This is a genomic window from Janthinobacterium sp. GW822-FHT07H11 (assembly GCF_058798615.1).
The window spans coordinates 2,066,217-2,082,449 of the sequence record NZ_CM179507.1 but is presented as its reverse complement, the minus strand read 5'-3'; the positions used below and the strand labels follow the sequence as shown (position 1 = coordinate 2,082,449).

Genomic DNA, 16,233 nt, shown 5'->3' with positions numbered 1-16,233 from the left:
GCGAGCGGCAGCGAGTTGTGGTCAAGAAGCGCAACTGTACGAATAGTACAGTGAGCATCGCAGGCCGCAAATCGCGACGCGCAGTAGATTTAGTCAGGCGTCTGGCCTGGATGGCACTGAAAACCGGTGACTTCCAGGTCGAAACCGACCATCGACGGCATCTTGCGCGGACTGGCCAGCAATTGCATCTTGCTCACGCCCAGGTCGCGCAGGATTTGCGCGCCGATGCCGTAGCTGCGCAAGTCCATGCTGGCGGCGCGGCCTTTCGGCTTGGCTTGCGGCGTATCGAGCGCGGCGAACTGGGCAAACAGCTCGCTCGAGGTCTCGCCGCAGTTCAGCAAGACCATTACGCCCCGCTCGGACTGCTTGATGGCGGCCATCGAGGCGGCCACCGTCCACGAGTGCGTGGTCGCTTCGCTTTCCAGCACGTCCAGCAGGGAAACGGGCTGGTGCACGCGCACCAGCGCTTCCAGGCCCGGCGCCAGGTCGCCATGCACGAGGGCCAGGTGGGCCGACGCGCTGGGCTTGTCGCGGAAGGCGATCAAACGGAATTCGCCGTGCGCCGTGTGCAAGGTGCGCTCGGCAACGCGCTCGACCAGGGACTCCGTCTGGCTGCGGTAATGGATCAGGTCGGCAATCGTGCCGATTTTCAGGCCATGCTGTTCGGCAAACACCAATAAGTCCGGCAGGCGCGCCATGGTGCCGTCGTCCTTCATGATTTCGCAAATCACGGACGCGGGCGTCAGGCCGGCCATGGCCGTCAAGTCGCAACCGGCTTCCGTATGGCCTGCGCGCATCAGCACGCCGCCCTTTTGCGCTTTCAGCGGGAAGATATGGCCGGGCTGGACGATATCGCTGGGCTGCGTGCCCTTGGCCACCGCCACCTGGATGGTCTTGGCGCGGTCGGCGGCGGAAATGCCCGTCGTCACGCCTTCGGCCGCTTCGATGGACACGGTAAAGTTGGTGCCGTAGGCCGTGCCGTTGCGCGACGTCATCATCGACAGGTTCAGCTCGTCGCAACGCTCTTCCGTCAGGGTCAGGCAGACCAGGCCACGCGCATGCGTGATCATGAAATTGATGGCTTCAGGCGTGACAAAATCGGCGGCAAGCACCAGATCGCCTTCATTTTCCCGGTCTTCTTCATCGACCAGTATCACCATGCGGCCGGCGCGCAATTCAGCGACGATCTCTTCGGTGCTGGAAATAGACATCATTGATCCTCTTAGTAAGACTAAAAACTGAAACATCGCGTGCGAATATTCCGCGAATTTCCGGGAATTTTCTTATAACCTGCTATTTTAAAGGATTTGGCGCTTGCAGGCCTGAAATAAGACAGCTTTGCGGCATGGACGCCGCAGCCTGCCCCACAAAGCGCCGATTCCTCGATCCAGCGCAAACGGCGACGGCAAGACGCGCGCCGCCGGCCTTGCAAAGAGCATAAGATCAGCCAGTCACCGCCACGGCGCTGACACTCCACTCGCAGCGACACCCCACACAGGAGCGGCAACATGAAAACCCATGGATCGGCCATCTGGTCAGGCGGCATCAAGGACGGCAAGGGCGCCATCAGCACGCGCAGCGGCGCCTTGCAGGAATACCCCTACGGCTTTGCCAGCCGCTTCGAAGGCAAGCCCGGCACCAATCCCGAGGAACTGATCGGCGCCGCCCACGCGGGCTGCTTCACCATGGCCCTGTCGCTGATCCTCGGCGAAGCGGGCCTGACGGCGGAAAAGATGGAGACGACGGCCGAAGTCACGCTCGACAAGGTGGACGACGGCTTTGCCATCACGGCCGTCCATTTGATCCTGAAAGCGAAGATACCGGGCGCCGACCAGGCGAAGTTCGAGGAATTGACGGCCAAGGCCAAGGCCGGCTGCCCCGTGTCGAAGCTGCTTAAAGCCAACATTACCCTGGACGCCAGCCTGCTGCCCTAGATTTTATCCACCGGCTTGATTGGTTCCACGGCAGCGACCGGCGCCACCAGCGGCAGGCGCGCGTCGCTGGCCGGCGATGGCCGGTGCATCAAGCCAGGATTCAGGGCTGCATTGTTCAGGTTATACGCGGCGATGGCCGCCGCCACGGACGGATCTTGCGATGACGGCGGCGGCACGGCCATGCCCGCGGCTTGCGCGGCCAGCTGCTGCGCCTGCGTATTTTGCTGCGCCAGCTGGGCTTGCGCCGTCACCAGGGCCGCATCGGCTTGCCCCTGCCCCGCGCGCACTTGTACCTGGGCCGCCCGCGCATCGTCCTCCTGCTGCGCCAGTTGCTCGGTATTCATGCGCTCGCTGTCGATGCGCAGGGCATCCACGCGCTGGCTGTCTGTCCGCTGCGCCTGCAAATCCAGGTTCAGCTCTTCCGCTTCCAGTTGCTGCTGCAATTCCAATTGCCGTTGTGCAATCGCGGCCGTTTGCGGCGGCGCCTCGTCGACGGCCTGCGGCTGCGCGGCCTGCGCGGCGCTGGCTGGCAGTGCTGCGCCCGTCAAATCCGCTTCGACCACGCCGGCCAGCGGCGCGCCCTGCTGCCGGGCCAGCACGGCGCCCACCTGTGCCAGCACGTCCGTTCCCTGCTGCAAGGCATCCAGCGTGGCAGGGCTGTCGGCCGCATATGCGGCCTGCAAGGTTGTCGCATCGACCTCTTCATTGCGCAGATCGATGCCGATGCGGGCCAGTTGCGCTTGCGTGAGCAGGCTGCCGTCCTGCGCCAGCGCGGCCGCCGCATCCGTCGTGCCATCGCCCGACAGCAAATCGTAGCGCTGCGCCAGGCTGCCCGGCGCGTCGCCGTCCGTCGCCAGCTGGCTCGCGTCGATGCCGCTCGTTTGCAGCTGGGCAAACGATTCCGTCAGCTGCCGCGCCAGCGCCAGCAAGTCCTCATTCACATTCACGGGGGTATTTGCCGCCCTCGCTTCGTCCGTGGCGCCCTGCAAGGCCAGCAGTTGCCGGCGCGACAAGGCCACGCCGGAGAGAAACTGGCCCAGCGGAGAGAGGTCGACCTGGGTCGATGACTGAATGGCAAGGGCTGCAGCCGCGCTGGAAGGCGGCACGGGCAGCGCCGGCGCCAACGGCGCCAGCGTTGCCGTTGCGCCCACGCGCGATGGGGCCGGGATGGTATTGGGCACGGTTGCGCGCGAAATCGGGTCCATGACTGGCCTCCACTGCGGAAAGCTTCATAGTATGCGCGTCTGCAAGAAAAGCAACACACGCTTGGCAAGGCGAAGCATGTGTTGCGGTGTGCTTATATCAGGCGGCAGCCTTGTCCAGCGACAACATGCGCTCGACATAGCGGGCGATCAAATCGATTTCCAGGTTGACCTTGGCATCGACCGTCAAGTGTTTCAGGGTCGTCATGGCGATGGTGTGGGGAATCAAATTGATCGAGAAGCGGCAGCCGTTGATCGCCCCCGCACCCAGGTCTTCCACCCTGTTGACGGTCAGCGATACGCCATTGACGACGACGGAACCCTTGAAGGCCAGGTATTTCGCCAGTTCGTGCGGCGCTTCGATGACCAGCTCCCACGATTCGCCCACGGCTTCGAACTTGCGCACGATGCCCAGGCCATCGACATGGCCCGAGACCAGGTGGCCGCCCAGGCGCTCGGCCAGGGTCAGGGCTTTTTCCAGGTTCACTTCCGTCGTGGTATCGAGGCCCACGGTGCAATTGAGGCTTTCGCGCGAGACATCGACGGCAAAGCCCGTGTCCGACTTTTCCACCACCGTCATGCAGGCGCCATTGATGGCGATGGAGTCGCCCAGGGCCACGTCGGCCAGCGGCAAGCCGCCCGCGTGGATGGTCAGGCGCACGCCTGCGTCGAGGCCGCCTTCGAGTGCTTGCACGGTTTCAATCTTGCCAATGGCGGCAACAATTCCTGTAAACATGAACTAACCCTATAAAAGTATGAAAGTATTAAAAACGCCTGTCAAAACCTACTGCGCGTCGTAATTTGCGGCCTACGATGCTCACTGCCTCGGCGGCCCCGTACTTCGTACAGCTGCGCTTCTCGGGCCAACGGGGGCGCCGAGCCTTCCTTCCGCTCGCTACGGTTTTGTTAGGCGTTTTAATTGCGCTGGGCGAATCTTGCAAGGATACGCAAATCTTCGCCCACTTGCTGGACCTGATGAAATTGCAAGCTATGCTGCTGTTTGAGATCCGTCAATGCGGGCAAGGCAAACATGGCTTGCGCATCGCCCAGCAAGGTGGGTGCCAGGTAGACCAGCAGCTCGTCGACGCAGCCTTCGCGGATCAGCGAGCCGTTCAGCTTGGAGCCGGCCTCGACGTGGACTTCATTGATTTGCCGGCGTCCCAGTTCCAGCATCAGCGCGGCCAGGTCGACCTTGCCGGCCGCGTTCGGCAATAAGATGACTTCGGCACCCAGCGCCTGCAGTTGCGCTTGCTTTTCCGGGTTGGCCACGGCCGCCACGATCCACGTGCCGCCGCCCTGCAAGATGCGCGCGTCGAGGCGGATGTCGAGCCGGCTGTCGACGACGATGCGGCGCGGCTGGCGCGGCGTCTCGACGGCGCGCACGGTCAATTGCGGGTCGTCCGCCTTGACCGTGCCGATGCCCGTCAGGATGGCGCAGGCGCGCGCGCGCCACGCGTGGCCGTCGGCGCGCGCCTGCGGTCCCGTGATCCACTGGCTCTGCCCATTGTGCAGGGCCGTCATGCCATCGAGGCTGGCCGCCGTTTTCATGCGTACCCACGGCTTGCCACGCTGCATGCGCGAAAAGAAGCCGATATTCATTTCATATGCCTCGTCGGCCAGCACGCCCGTGGTGACGGCAATGCCGGCCGCTTCCAGCTTGGCCAGTCCCTGCCCCGCCACCAGCGGATTCGGGTCCGTCATGGCGGCCACGACCCGCCCCAACCCCGCGCGCACGAGCGCATCGGAGCACGGTGGCGTGCGGCCATGGTGGTTGCACGGCTCCAGGGTGACATAGGCCGTGGCGCCGCGCACGTCGTTGCCGCGCGCCGCCGCATTCGCCAGCGCCTGCACCTCGGCATGATCCTGCCCGGCCGCCTGCGTCACGCCGGCGCCGATCACCTGGCCATCCCTGACGATCACGCAGCCGATGCGGGGATTGGGCGAGGTCGTGTACAAACCGCGCGCCGCCCATTCCAGCGCCAGGCGCATGCCATCGATATCGTTGAGTATTTCCACGGGCTTCTTTGATAGTGAGTGATAAATGAGTGACAAATGAGTGATAGGTGAGTCGGGTTACGAACTGTCCGCCACGCCGCTGCAATTGACCGCTTGCTGCTGCGGATCGCACACGCGCACCCTGCCCAGCATATTGATTTTAATATGGCGCACCTGCTTTCCCAAAGCCAGGGACAAGGTGCCCCAGCGCGCCGCCAGGCTATTGGTCGCGCTGCAACTGCGTCCTGCGCCATTGTAGGCGATATAAAACGGCATCGTGGCAGACGAAAACGCGAATTGGGCCGTAATGCCCGCCGGCGGCGGTCCCTGGCGGAACAGCAATTCGTCGCCGTCATCGAACGCCAGGTTGGCATTGCGGTCGATAAATATCAGCCAGCCCTTGCCCCAATCCGTGCCACCGGGCCCGGCCGGCATCAGCAGCACGCGCTGGCCCCGCGCCATTGCCTGCGCCCGCGTCAATTCGATGGCCGAAAACAGGTCCGTGGCCGCCGCGCGCACCTGCTGGCGCGCCAGCACCTGCTGCAGGCTGGGCATGGCAGCAAACGCCAGCAGCGCGGCAATCGCCAGCACGGCCAGCAATTCGAGCATGGTATGCCCTGTCCGGCGCGGGTGCTTGCGCGTGCTCATGGCTTAGGGCCAGCAATGGCCGGCCGGGCCGCTGCTGCCGCGCTGGCCCGTGCTGCTCAAGGACAGCACGCCGCAATCGGCATCCTGGAACTGCGCATCGACCTTGGACGTGCCCGGCATGGCCCGCAACAGCACGCATTGCCCGATTGCCAGGCCGGGGCAGGCCAGCGCCTCGATTTCATACGCACTGCCGGCCGCGCCCCCTTCGCCGGACCACCATGGAAACGCCTGCATCTGCGGCACCGGCGAGGCCGAGGAAAAGGCCAGATAATGATTGTTTTGCGAATAATAGCGCTCTTGCTGCTGCATCAGCCGCAGCAGGGCCGCCTGCCCCTGCACCCGCTTGGCCCGTACGACATGGCCGTGATAAGCGGGCACGGCCAGCGCCAGCAGCAGGCTCATGATCGCGAGCGCGGCCAGCAGTTCGATCAGGCTGAAGCCCGGCGGATTGGCAGCAGGAGCGCCACCGTTTGCCGCGAACCAGTTCTGCCTTGCCAACGTCCCCATGCGACTTCCCCTTTCCAACAAGCGCCAGCCGATACGATGCGCAGGCCGGCACGCTTGTCACTTGCGACACGCCAGCCATGCCCACACCTATTTTTTCTTGGCCGCCTCATGCAATTCGCGCCAGTTCGCCACTTCGCGCCAGCTGAGACGCCGGGCCGGCAGCGGCGCGCTGGCGACCTTGAGCACTGCCCCGCTGGCCGCGCCTGGCAAGCCCGGCTGCAGCACGGCCAGTTCCTTGCGCCCTTCCGCCCGCCCTGCCGCCGTCGCGGCGCCCACCGTGCTGGTCAATTCCAGCGCCAGCGGCGGCGCACGCGCCAGACCGTCGAACAAGCGCCCCGTCTGCTCGCCCGCCTGCACGACACCGGCGCCATCGGCGGCGAAGCCGCTCAGCACATCGAGCACGTACAGGCGCGTGGCCGGCTTGCTGCAAGGATCACGCCCCGGCAGGACGGTATTGAACAGCACCTTGCCGGCGGCCAGTACGGGACTATGGATGCTGCGTTCGCCCGTCTGCGCGGCATGCAGAAAATCGAGATACCAGCCGCGCATGGCCTCGCTGCCCGTATAGCGCAGCTCGCCGCCGTCGACGCGCACGCCGCCCACCGCCTCGCCCAAGCTGCGCGGCTCCAGGTCGGCCCGGCTGCGCGTGGGCGATGTTTCCCGCACATCATCGTGTACGGCATAAAACGACTGCGACAAAAAGGCGGAAGGCCAGGTATCGGCCGCTTCGACCAGCTTGCCCGTGCCGAACAGCAGCAGATAGCCGCCAGAGGGCGCGTACGCCACGTTCAGCTGCTGCGTCACGGGCTGGCGCCGGCCCTGCGCATCGCGCGCGACAAACACGAGCTTGCGTCCCGCGCCCTCCTTCCACGGCGGCCCGCCAGCCAGGTCGAGGCGCCAGATATTGCCCTGCAAATCGCCCGCATAGATATACGCCAGCGCACCGTCGCCGCCCGGCACCACGGCGGGCGGGCCCAGAGCGTGGGACATGGCATCCGCGCCTGCATCAGTGTCATGGCCGTCATCGCTGCCACCGCTGCCGCTGGCCACGGGCACCTTGAGCCGGAAGTAATTATTTCCCAAAACCCAAGCCGTGCCGGGCGCCTTGTCCAGCGCCAGCAGGAAGATGGCGGCGGCCGCTGCGGGCGCCGTCGTATCCTTGCCATCGCTGGCATGGTTGTTGTAGCCGCTGGCGACGATGGCAAAATCGCGGTAGGCCGGCGCGCCCTGCTTGCCGCCCATGTTGATGCGGGCAAAGGCCGGCGGCGCGCGCACATTGCCCATCAGCCTGTCGTCGCGATCGGTAAACTCCCACAGCGCCCCGTCCTGCGCGAAGCGCGCCGGATCGGTGATGTCGAGCGCAAACACGCCTTGTGCCCCGCCGCCCATGCCAGACACCAGCACGGTCTTCCAGTGTCCCGACGCCAGCACTTCCGCCGTGGCCGCCGCGCCATCGAGCAGCGGGCCGGGGCTGTAGTGCGTGCTCGCAGCGGCCGCCGCCGCATGCAGCAATGCCTGCGGCAGATAAGCAAACAATTCGCTGCCCGTGCGCGCATCGAAGGCGTGCAGCAAGCCATCGTTGGCGCCCAGGTACAACATTTTCCGGCGCTGCAGCAGCACCTTGCGGTGCAAGCCATAGCCTGCCCCCGCCATGCCCAGCCCCGGCGCGCCCACGTACAGCAGATTGCCGTATGGTGCCGCTCCCAGGCTGCCTGACCTGCGCCGCAGGAAGCCGCCCGGCTGGCCCACCTCGTGCGCGCGCTGGCCCAGCAGATATGCCAGCATCGCCTCGCCCCGGCCGTCGCCGCCATCGAACGCGCCGCGCTGCGCTGCATCGAGCCGCGTCCAGGCCAGCGGCATCAGGGCGCCCTTGGCGTCGAGCGTGTAGACGGGACGCAAGGCCGCTGGCGTGCCATCCGGCATGGGCTTGTCCAGCCCGCCGGCGCGCCACCATGGCTTGCCGGGAAGCAGTGCGCCATCGGCCCCCACGGCAAACGTGGCGCGCGACAAGCTCATGCTGCCGTCGGCCAGGCGCAGCTGCGTCTGGAACCAATATGCCTCATCCGTGCCGCTGGCCAGCGCCATCAGGGCCGGCCCCGCGAGCGTCGCCGGCAAGCTAGCCTTGTCGGCGGCCGCAAAGGCCGCGCGCAGTCCCGCGATCAGGGCGGCCGGGTCGCTGCCGGGCAAGTAATGGGCGGGCCAGCGGCCATCCACGCTCCATTCATCGACCGCGCTGCCCGTTGCGCTCTTGAATGGGTTGGCGTCGCCGTTCGCATCGAGAAAGCCGCCATACTTGGCCGTAAGCAACATGGGCGTAGAAGCGGGCGTGGAGCCGGGCACGCCGGTCGGATCGCCCTGGCGCAAGTCGCCCGCGTAGTGCTCGACCTTGGCAAGGCCGTCGTTTTTGCCGCCAGGACGCAGGGCCTGCACATGCGACCAGTAGGCCAGGCCCGCCGCATGGTAGCTGGCGCCGCCCGCCCCATCGGCCAGCAGCTCCAGCGCCGCCAGTTCGGGCCGTGGTGCGGGATTGCCCTGCGTGCCGCCGCTTTCCAGGCTGCCCACCGCGTGCGTCCAGGCCATCGCATCAAATGGCGGCGGCGCAAAGCCATCGGCGGCGCGGGCAAGGTCGCCGTTTGATGCGGGAGCCACAGGAACATTGCCGGGCACGTAGCGGTCGCCCGTCATGCCCGCATCGCCGAGGCTGACAACGATGTGGCGCTGGCAACTGGCCGTTTGCGGGTCGCTCCATGGAGTCACGACCGGCAAGCCGTCGTCGATGGCAGGCTGGGCCGTGGCGGGTGGCACCACTGGGCTCGCTTCCCGCCCCTGCAGGTAGCGCAGCGATTCGTACAGCAATTCGGCCAGCGGCGCCGCGCTGGCGTACGCGCCCGGATACGCGGGGTTGCCGCGCCCCAGGCCATTGATGTAAGCGCTCACCCTGCCAACAGGGACCGCAGCTTGCGCCGCATACACGCCAGTGGCGGGATTCCACTCGGCGCCGGCATTGTCTTGCGGCATAAAGTCAGGCGCCGTCCAGCGCTGCTGTCCCACGTGGGCCAGCGGCGCGCGCAGCACGCCGCCATACACGGGGCCGGCGCTAGCGGGCATGCCGTTCAGATGGCCAAACACGCCCACGCGCACCCTGCCGCCATGGCGCTGCACGGCGCCCACCGGCTTGTAGTTCTTGCCGTATGCCAGGCACAAATCGTCGCGCAGCGGCCCCTCGGCAGCGTCGCACACGCGCACGCGGGCGAGGAACACGCCATGCGTGGCGGCAGTGCCAGGCGCATCGCAACTGCCGCCCGCAGGCTGGCCCAGACTCGCGTCGCCGAACAGCAGGCGATTGCGACAGGAAACGATGGCCAGTTGCGTCAGCGCAAACGGCGTCGCCGCCGCCACGCCTGCCTGCAAGACCTTGCGCGGAAAAAAGACGGGATGGGCAAAGAAGCCGATGGGGCTGTCCGCATCGGGCAGCCAGGCGCGCTGCAGCACCGTCTTGCGCACTTCGTCGATGACGCGGTCGCCGCCCGTGAGCGCATAGCGCACGATATCGAGCATGCTGGCGCTGGCCCAGTTCAGAAAGTTGCCGCTAAAACTATCGCCGCCGCAGCCGTGCAGTGCATCAGCCGGCTTCAGCACGGAGAAGTAAGCGGTCGCTACGCGCAAGTCCGGCAACATGACGCCATCCTTGCTGCGGTACGGATAGCTGTAGCACATGCGCGCATGAAAGTAACCGAGGTACTCGCGCTGCGGCGCATAGTCGCCGCCATGCGCCGCACCAGCGGCCGCATGCGTGAGGGACAGGTTGAGCAGCAGATTCGGCGGCACTCTGGCGCCGTGCAAGCCCGCGTCGGCCCGCGCCAGCGTCACGGGAGGTGCGGCCGCAACAGCGGTGCCGCAAGCCAGGCAAACCAGGCCGATCAGCAGCAGCCAGGCAGACCGCAAAGCGGACAGCAAAGCAAACGACAAGGCCCTCATGGCCCCGCTCCCGCAGCCTCTTTGCGATAGTAGCTTTGCAGCACGACTTGCGTGCTTTCCTGCGCGCCAAAACCGATGGCCGTGATGCGGTACACATAGCTTTCCGTGGCCAGGCCGCCAGTCACTGCCGCCGCCTGCGCGCCGGGCGGGTGGAACGGCAGCAGTTCGATCAGATAGCGGGGCCGACGCGAGGGCAGGAAACCCTGCCCCGTCTGCATGACGGCACCCGTAAACTGGCCGTATGGCACGGCGCGGCTGCTCCCTTCGGCGCCATCAAGGTCCGTACTTAGCCAGAGCGCCGGAACGTCCGGGGCTGCTGGCAGGCACAGGCCCAGCGCGCCGCCTTCGCCGCAGCCATCCGCGAACCCGGCCGCGCTGCCTGGCGCGAAGAGGCTGCTACGCCCCGGCGCGCCGGGCAAGCCTTCGATATCGTTCTGCGCATCCACCAATGCCTCCTCCGCCGCCTGAAACGCGATCTGCCGGTCGCGCTCGCCGCGCGCCGCCTTTTCGCCCTGCAAGGCGACCTGCGCCGCCGATATGCCCAGCAACAAGATGATCACCAGCAGGCACAGCACATACACGAGGGTGGCGCCACCGTGACGTACACGAGCTGCGCACCAAGGTTCGCAACAACGGACGCCCGCGCCAGCCATCGCGCCGCCCGCCTAGGCCGGCCCGTTGCGCAGCATGATGCTCGTCTGCACCAGTTGCCGCAGCCGGGAGCGCGTCGCGGCGGGCAGGGACGCGCGCGCGATGCGCACGCCCGTGTCGCCAGCGCCATGCGCCTCGGCATACGCCTTGCCGAACAGGTCGAACTGCGCCGGCCCCAGTTCCGCCATCTTGTCCGCCTGGCCCCCTTCGCCATGCAACAGCAGCGCCACGCGCACGCCGGCCACGCGCTTCCAGTGCGTGCGGCGGCGCAGATCGCGCTGGCGCGCGGCCGCATCCGCACCCACCAGCACCAGCGCCGCATCGTAGGCGTCGAGCGCGCTGGCGTTGACGTAGCGGTTCGCCACGCCGTCGGGCGGCGTATCCGTGTCGAGCCCATACAGCACCTGGAAAGCGTCGACGCCGCGGATGATGGCATCGGCACCCCAGCCATTGGCGCCCCGGTATTTGCAGCGCAGTTCGCCTTCGCCATCGGCGCCCTGGGCCACATAGAAGATGCTCCAGCCCCGCTGCGCCTCCGTTTGCGCGGCGCCCACGCCGAAGCCCGCGCAGTTGAGCACGGAACCGTCGCCCCCCTCCTCCTTGCCGGCACCGTAATAGCGCAGGGCCAGCACGTCGCTGCCATGCAGGGCGCCGGACAGCGCGCCACTGATGCCCTCGCTGTTCTTGCCCAGGCTGTGCGCGTCGAGCCCGGCGATATTCGCGCTGTCGTGCGCGGCATGGGCGACGGGCGCGGCGCTGCTGTCCCAGTTCACGTACGCCGTCTGGCGCACGGCGCGGGCGATGGTGTCGAGCGCATAGCGGCCGTTGTCGTCCAGGCGCGCACTGGCGGACTGGTCGCCATAGCTGCCGCTGGCCGCCAACAGCACGCTACTGGCGGCCAGCATCAATAGCGCACCGAGCGACAGGGCCACCAGCAATTCGAGCAGGCTCATGCCCCGATGCCGGCGCAAGCGGGCGTGCATGCCGTTCATGCGCCGCCTCCGCCCAGCTGGAAGGCCAGCCTGGGCAGCGACTCGTTTGCCGCATTCACGGCGGGCGAGCCATCGGGCTGTCGGCTGCGCCAGCCCAGCTTGATGACGATGGGGGCGCCCTTGCCGCCGCTGCACGCCCAGTGCAAGCCCTGGGCGGCGGCATCCCAGGCGGGCGCATCGCGGCAGATACGCAGGCGCGCGCCGGGCAAGGCTGCATGCAGCCCTTGCTTCCATTCGGCGATATCGAATTGCGCCAATTCGGCCGCGCCGCAGGCGGCAGCGCCGAAGCAGTCGGGCGCGCCGCCGCCAGCTTCGGCGTCGTCCGCCGCCGCATAGGCCACGTTCAGGTAGGGATTGGCCGTATCGGGGCCATGCATGAGCACGCTGTTCGCGCGCATGCGCTCGGCCATGCCGGCGGCCAGTTGCGCGCCCGCCGACAACAGCGCCGACTCATGGCGCGCGCGCAGGGAGTTCAATTGCAAAATGCTGGCACCGAGCAGGCCCAGCGCCAACAGCAGCAGCGACACCAGCACCTCGACGAGGCTGCTGCCACCGGCAGGATACTTATCGCGACCGCCATTGCGCATGCGCTACTCCCTTCCGCAGACAGAGTCGCAAGAACCGGCGGCCCAACTACACGATAAGCGCGCGCAAAAAACGGGGTCTGCGCTGGCGCAAACAGCACAGCGATAAGGTGCGAAGAATGGCCTAGGTATTGATCAGGCCGCTTGCCAGGCGAGCGCTGGCGTGGTGAAAACGGGGCGCAGGAGCGGCCCTGTTTTCAACAAGGTGAACAAGCAGGTGAACGTCAGGGCTTGCGCGCCTGTCCCACTTCGGCGATGGCATCCTGGAACTCGGCCAGGTCTTCGAAATTCTTGTACACGGAGGCGAAGCGGATGTAGGCGATCTTGTCCAGGCGCTTGAGCTCCTGCATGACGAGTTCGCCGATATAGCCGGAATCGACTTCGCGCAAGCCGCTGGTCAGCAGTTTTTCCTGGATGGACGCGATGGCCGTATCCACAGAGGCGGCCGCGACGGGACGCTTGCGCAAGGCCAGCATCAAACTGCCGCGCAGCTTATCCGCAGCGAACTCCGTCCGGCTGCCATTCTTTTTGACGACGGCCGGCATGATAAGTTCAATGCGCTCATACGTGGTAAAGCGCTTGTCGCATTTGCCGCAGCGGCGGCGCCGCCGTATGGCATCCCCTTCCTCCGATACGCGCGTATCGAGAACCTGGGTGTCGCCGTGCTGGCAAAATGGACATTTCATGGGCTGGCTACAACTTTATAGTAATAATTACGGGAAATCGCCACCCTTGTACAAAGGGCGCCCGAATCACTCCGGGCGCCCTGGGGCACGAAGGAATGTGTCATGCAGAATCTTACTCCGTATGACACATTCTGGACAAATAATTATGAGGCGTACACAGGGTGCGCGTCGGCCAGCACTTTCACGGCCGCTTTCACGCGCTCGATGGTGGCGGCGTCATGCGGATTGTCCAGCACGTCGGCGATCAGGTTGCCCACTTCTTCCGCTTGCGCTTCCTTGAAACCGCGCGTCGTCATCGCCGGGCTGCCCAGGCGGATGCCCGAGGTGACGAACGGCTTTTGCGGGTCGTTCGGGATGCCGTTCTTGTTGCAGGTGATGTGCGCGGAACCGAGGATGGCTTCGGCTTCCTTGCCCGTCAGGTTCTTGGCGCGCAGGTCGACCAGCATGACGTGCGATTCGGTGCCGCCGGACACGATGCGCAGGCCGCGCTTGATCAGGGTCTTCGCCAGCACGTCGGCGTTCTTGATCACCTGCTTCTGGTATTCGACGAATTCAGGGCTCAGCGCTTCCTTGAAGGCGACGGCCTTGCCGGCGATCACGTGCATCAGCGGACCGCCCTGGATGCCGGGGAAGATGGCCGAGTTGATGGCTTTTTCGTGCTCGGCCTTCATCAGGATGATGCCGCCGCGCGGGCCGCGCAACGATTTGTGCGTGGTCGAGGTGACGAAGTCGGCGAACGGCACCGGGTTCGGGTACAGGCCGGCGGCGATCAGGCCCGCGTAGTGGGCCATGTCGACCATGAAGTAGGCGCCCACTTCCTTGGCGATCTTGCCGAAGCGCTCAAAGTCGATCTTTTTCGAGAACGCGGAGGCGCCGGCGATGATCAGCTTGGGCTTGCGCTCGCGGGCCAGGCGTTCCATCGCCTCGTAGTCGATGTCTTCTTCCGCCGTCAAACCGTAGGAGACGACGTCAAACCATTTGCCGGACATGTTCAGCGGCATGCCGTGGGTCAGGTGGCCGCCTTCGGCCAGCGACATGCCCATGATCAGGTCGCCTGGTTTCAACATGGCGAAGAACACGCCCTGGTTCGCCTGCGAGCCCGAGTTCGGCTGCACGTTCGCGCATTCGGCGCCGAACAGCTGCTTGACGCGGTCGATGGCCAGTTGCTCGGCCACGTCGACGTATTCGCAGCCGCCGTAGTAGCGCTTGCCCGGATAGCCCTCGGCGTACTTGTTCGTCAGTTGCGAGCCTTGCGCTTCCATTACGGCTGGCGACGTGTAGTTTTCCGACGCGATCAGCTCGATGTGATCGTGCTGGCGCACGTTTTCTTTTTGAATGACGGCGAACAATTCAGGGTCGACGTTGGCGAGGTTGTGATCTTTTGCAAACATGTAAAAACTCCAAGTATGAGGGTTCTTGTACTGGCAGGTTGGATCGAATGAGGGGAGCCGGCGTTAACTGAATAACAACATTGGACAGGCAGCCTCTTCGTGCATTTCCATAGGGGCTGCCCAGGCGAACGGCTGATGAAATCTCACGTTTCCCGGTGGGTGTCCACCTTTCGCCGGCAAGCCGGCCACCACATTGTGGAGGCCGCTCCGACTTTTCGCCAGTCACGTGAGACGTAATGGAAATCAAATTGTAAGTTAAGTGTCCGAATTGAGCAAGGAATGCAACTGTGCCGCTATAATCGCCGCCCGTACGGCGCTGGCGCGCGCTTAAGCTGAACGTAAACCTTGGCGCGGCATGTAAGCGTATGTTACGGGGCTTGCCATTGCAGCCCCCCGTTTTACAATGCTGCGGTGCAACTTGCATGCCGCTTTTACATGGCATTCCGGCAAGCGCCCCAAGTCACGAGAAGAAAAATCGCGTAAAATGTTGCTCAATCTCACTACTGGCGCAATAAACATGCCTTCAGTCTTTACCTGGAACGTACGTGTCTACTATGAAGACACCGACGCCGGCGGCATCGTCTACTACGCAAACTACCTGAAATTCTTCGAGCGCGCGCGCACCGAATGGCTGCGCGCCATCGAGGTGGGCCAGCAGGAATTGCTGCATCAGCACGACGCGATGTTCGTTGTCAAAAGCGTCAGCGCCGACTATCATGCGCCGGCCAGGCTCGATGACACGTTAAGATTAACCTTAAGCATAGAAAAAATGGGGCGCGCCTCCATCGTTTTCCTGCAACAAGCCTGGTGCGGCGACAGCCTGCTCAACACGGCCCGCGTCAAGGTCGGCTGCGTCGACTCAAGCATGCGCCCGCGCGCCGTGCCCGATGTCGTTGCCGCCCGCATGCGCACCGCCTGAGCCGCCCCGCCACCCCCGGATAATTCACCCAACAGACTGCCAGCCAATGAACGTTACACAAGATCTTTCTTTCCTCGCGCTCATCTCCAATGCCCACCTGATCGTGCAACTGATCATGGCCCTGCTGCTGCTGATTTCCCTGACCAGCTGGACGTATATCTTCCGCAAGATGTTCGCCGTGCGCCAGGCGCGCAAGCAGACCATCGAATTCGAACGCAGCTTCTGGGCCGGCGGCAACCTGCACGCGCTGCACCAGAGCGCCAACGGCAACCGCGACCAGAGCGGCGCGCTGGCGCGCATCTTTGACGCCGGCATGGGCGAATTCATCAAGGGCAAGGCGTCCTACGGTTCGCGCGAAGCGCTGGACGTCGGCGCCGTGCTCGACGGCGCCCGCCGCGCCATGCGCGCCGCCTTCCAGCGTGAAATGGACGTGCTCGAGTCGCACCTGGCCTTCCTCGCTTCCGTCGGCTCCGTCTCGCCCTACATCGGCCTGCTCGGCACCGTGTGGGGCATCATGAATGCCTTCCGCGGCCTGGCCAACGTGCAGCAAGCCACCCTGGCCGCCGTCGCGCCCGGCATTGCCGAAGCGCTGATCGCCACGGCCATCGGCCTGTTCGCCGCGATTCCCGCCGTCGTCGCCTACAACCGTTTTTCGCACGACATCGACCGCCTGGCGATCCGCTTCGAAAGCTTCGTCGAGGAATTCTCCAACATCCTGCAGCGCCAGTCGCGCTAAGAGGGAGCAA

At 65.3% G+C, this 16,233-nt stretch carries 15 protein-coding genes and 1 riboswitch; of the genes, 3 read left to right on the top strand and 12 right to left on the bottom strand.

All coding sequences use genetic code 11. The annotated features are described in order from the left end of the window. Nucleotides 1-89: 89 nt before the first annotated feature. Nucleotides 90-1,211: a bifunctional 3,4-dihydroxy-2-butanone-4-phosphate synthase/GTP cyclohydrolase II gene (gene ribBA / locus AC3RCJ_RS09365; RefSeq protein WP_314633110.1), complete on the bottom strand. Its 1,122-nt coding sequence runs from the start codon at nucleotides 1,209-1,211 to the stop codon at nucleotides 90-92. A 297-nt stretch (nucleotides 1,212-1,508) separates the two neighbouring features. Here ribBA and AC3RCJ_RS09360 point away from each other — a divergent pair, with 297 nt between their 5' ends. Then, complete coding sequence (locus AC3RCJ_RS09360) at nucleotides 1,509-1,934, top strand: OsmC family protein (protein ID WP_492964447.1); 426 nt, start codon at nucleotides 1,509-1,511, stop codon at nucleotides 1,932-1,934. Here the strand turns inward: AC3RCJ_RS09360 and AC3RCJ_RS09355 are convergent. The 11 genes from AC3RCJ_RS09355 to glyA all read right to left on the bottom strand — a co-directional run bounded on the left by AC3RCJ_RS09355 (nucleotide 1,931) and on the right by glyA (nucleotide 14,568). Then, the gene (locus tag AC3RCJ_RS09355; protein WP_492964446.1) at nucleotides 1,931-3,139 is read right to left on the bottom strand and encodes a hypothetical protein; all 1,209 of its coding nucleotides are present in this window, start codon (nucleotides 3,137-3,139) and stop codon (nucleotides 1,931-1,933) included. The genes AC3RCJ_RS09360 and AC3RCJ_RS09355 overlap by 4 nt on opposite strands. Before the next feature lie 97 nt (nucleotides 3,140-3,236). Continuing rightward, nucleotides 3,237-3,872 (bottom strand): riboflavin synthase, encoded by a 636-nt coding sequence (locus AC3RCJ_RS09350; RefSeq protein ID WP_492964445.1) that lies wholly within the window; start codon nucleotides 3,870-3,872, stop codon nucleotides 3,237-3,239. Between the two features lie 179 nt (nucleotides 3,873-4,051). After that, nucleotides 4,052-5,125: a bifunctional diaminohydroxyphosphoribosylaminopyrimidine deaminase/5-amino-6-(5-phosphoribosylamino)uracil reductase RibD gene (ribD, locus tag AC3RCJ_RS09345; protein WP_492964461.1), complete on the bottom strand. Its 1,074-nt coding sequence runs from the start codon at nucleotides 5,123-5,125 to the stop codon at nucleotides 4,052-4,054. A gap of 84 nt (nucleotides 5,126-5,209) precedes the next feature. Beyond that, nucleotides 5,210-5,779, bottom strand: a complete 570-nt coding sequence (locus tag AC3RCJ_RS09340; RefSeq protein WP_492964444.1) for a GspH/FimT family pseudopilin — start codon at nucleotides 5,777-5,779, stop codon at nucleotides 5,210-5,212. A 3-nt stretch (nucleotides 5,780-5,782) separates the two neighbouring features. Then, nucleotides 5,783-6,286 carry a type IV pilin protein gene (locus AC3RCJ_RS09335; RefSeq protein ID WP_492964443.1) on the bottom strand — a complete coding sequence of 168 codons (504 nt, stop codon included), beginning with the start codon at nucleotides 6,284-6,286 and terminating at the stop codon, nucleotides 5,783-5,785. Nucleotides 6,287-6,373: 87 nt separating this feature from the next. Next, entirely contained in the window at nucleotides 6,374-10,264 is a 3,891-nt protein-coding gene (locus AC3RCJ_RS09330) for a pilus assembly protein (RefSeq protein ID WP_492964442.1), read from the bottom strand. After that, nucleotides 10,261-10,845 carry a pilus assembly PilX family protein gene (locus tag AC3RCJ_RS09325; protein ID WP_492964441.1) on the bottom strand — a complete coding sequence of 195 codons (585 nt, stop codon included), beginning with the start codon at nucleotides 10,843-10,845 and terminating at the stop codon, nucleotides 10,261-10,263. Before AC3RCJ_RS09325 ends, AC3RCJ_RS09330 begins: the two co-directional genes overlap by 4 nt. Nucleotides 10,846-10,929: 84 nt before the next feature. Beyond that, nucleotides 10,930-11,907: a PilW family protein gene (locus tag AC3RCJ_RS09320; protein WP_492964440.1), complete on the bottom strand. Its 978-nt coding sequence runs from the start codon at nucleotides 11,905-11,907 to the stop codon at nucleotides 10,930-10,932. Next, entirely contained in the window at nucleotides 11,904-12,494 is a 591-nt protein-coding gene (gene pilV / locus AC3RCJ_RS09315; protein WP_492964439.1) for a type IV pilus modification protein PilV, read from the bottom strand. Before pilV ends, AC3RCJ_RS09320 begins: the two co-directional genes overlap by 4 nt. Before the next feature lie 221 nt (nucleotides 12,495-12,715). Continuing rightward, on the bottom strand, nucleotides 12,716-13,177 hold the full coding sequence (gene nrdR, locus AC3RCJ_RS09310) for a transcriptional regulator NrdR (RefSeq protein ID WP_034759169.1): 462 nt from the start codon (nucleotides 13,175-13,177) through the stop codon (nucleotides 12,716-12,718). A 143-nt stretch (nucleotides 13,178-13,320) separates the two neighbouring features. Continuing rightward, nucleotides 13,321-14,568 carry a serine hydroxymethyltransferase gene (gene glyA / locus AC3RCJ_RS09305; RefSeq protein ID WP_492964437.1) on the bottom strand — a complete coding sequence of 416 codons (1,248 nt, stop codon included), beginning with the start codon at nucleotides 14,566-14,568 and terminating at the stop codon, nucleotides 13,321-13,323. Nucleotides 14,569-14,679: 111 nt separating this feature from the next. Next, nucleotides 14,680-14,804: riboswitch (ZMP/ZTP riboswitch) on the bottom strand. 281 nt (nucleotides 14,805-15,085) lie between these two features. Here glyA and ybgC point away from each other — a divergent pair. Next, nucleotides 15,086-15,487: a tol-pal system-associated acyl-CoA thioesterase gene (ybgC, locus tag AC3RCJ_RS09300; protein WP_492964436.1), complete on the top strand. Its 402-nt coding sequence runs from the start codon at nucleotides 15,086-15,088 to the stop codon at nucleotides 15,485-15,487. Nucleotides 15,488-15,533: 46 nt separating this feature from the next. After that, a complete protein-coding gene (tolQ, locus tag AC3RCJ_RS09295) occupies nucleotides 15,534-16,223 on the top strand; it encodes a protein TolQ (protein WP_071324706.1) in 690 nt (229 codons plus the stop codon). The last annotated feature ends 10 nt before the right edge of the window (nucleotides 16,224-16,233 follow it).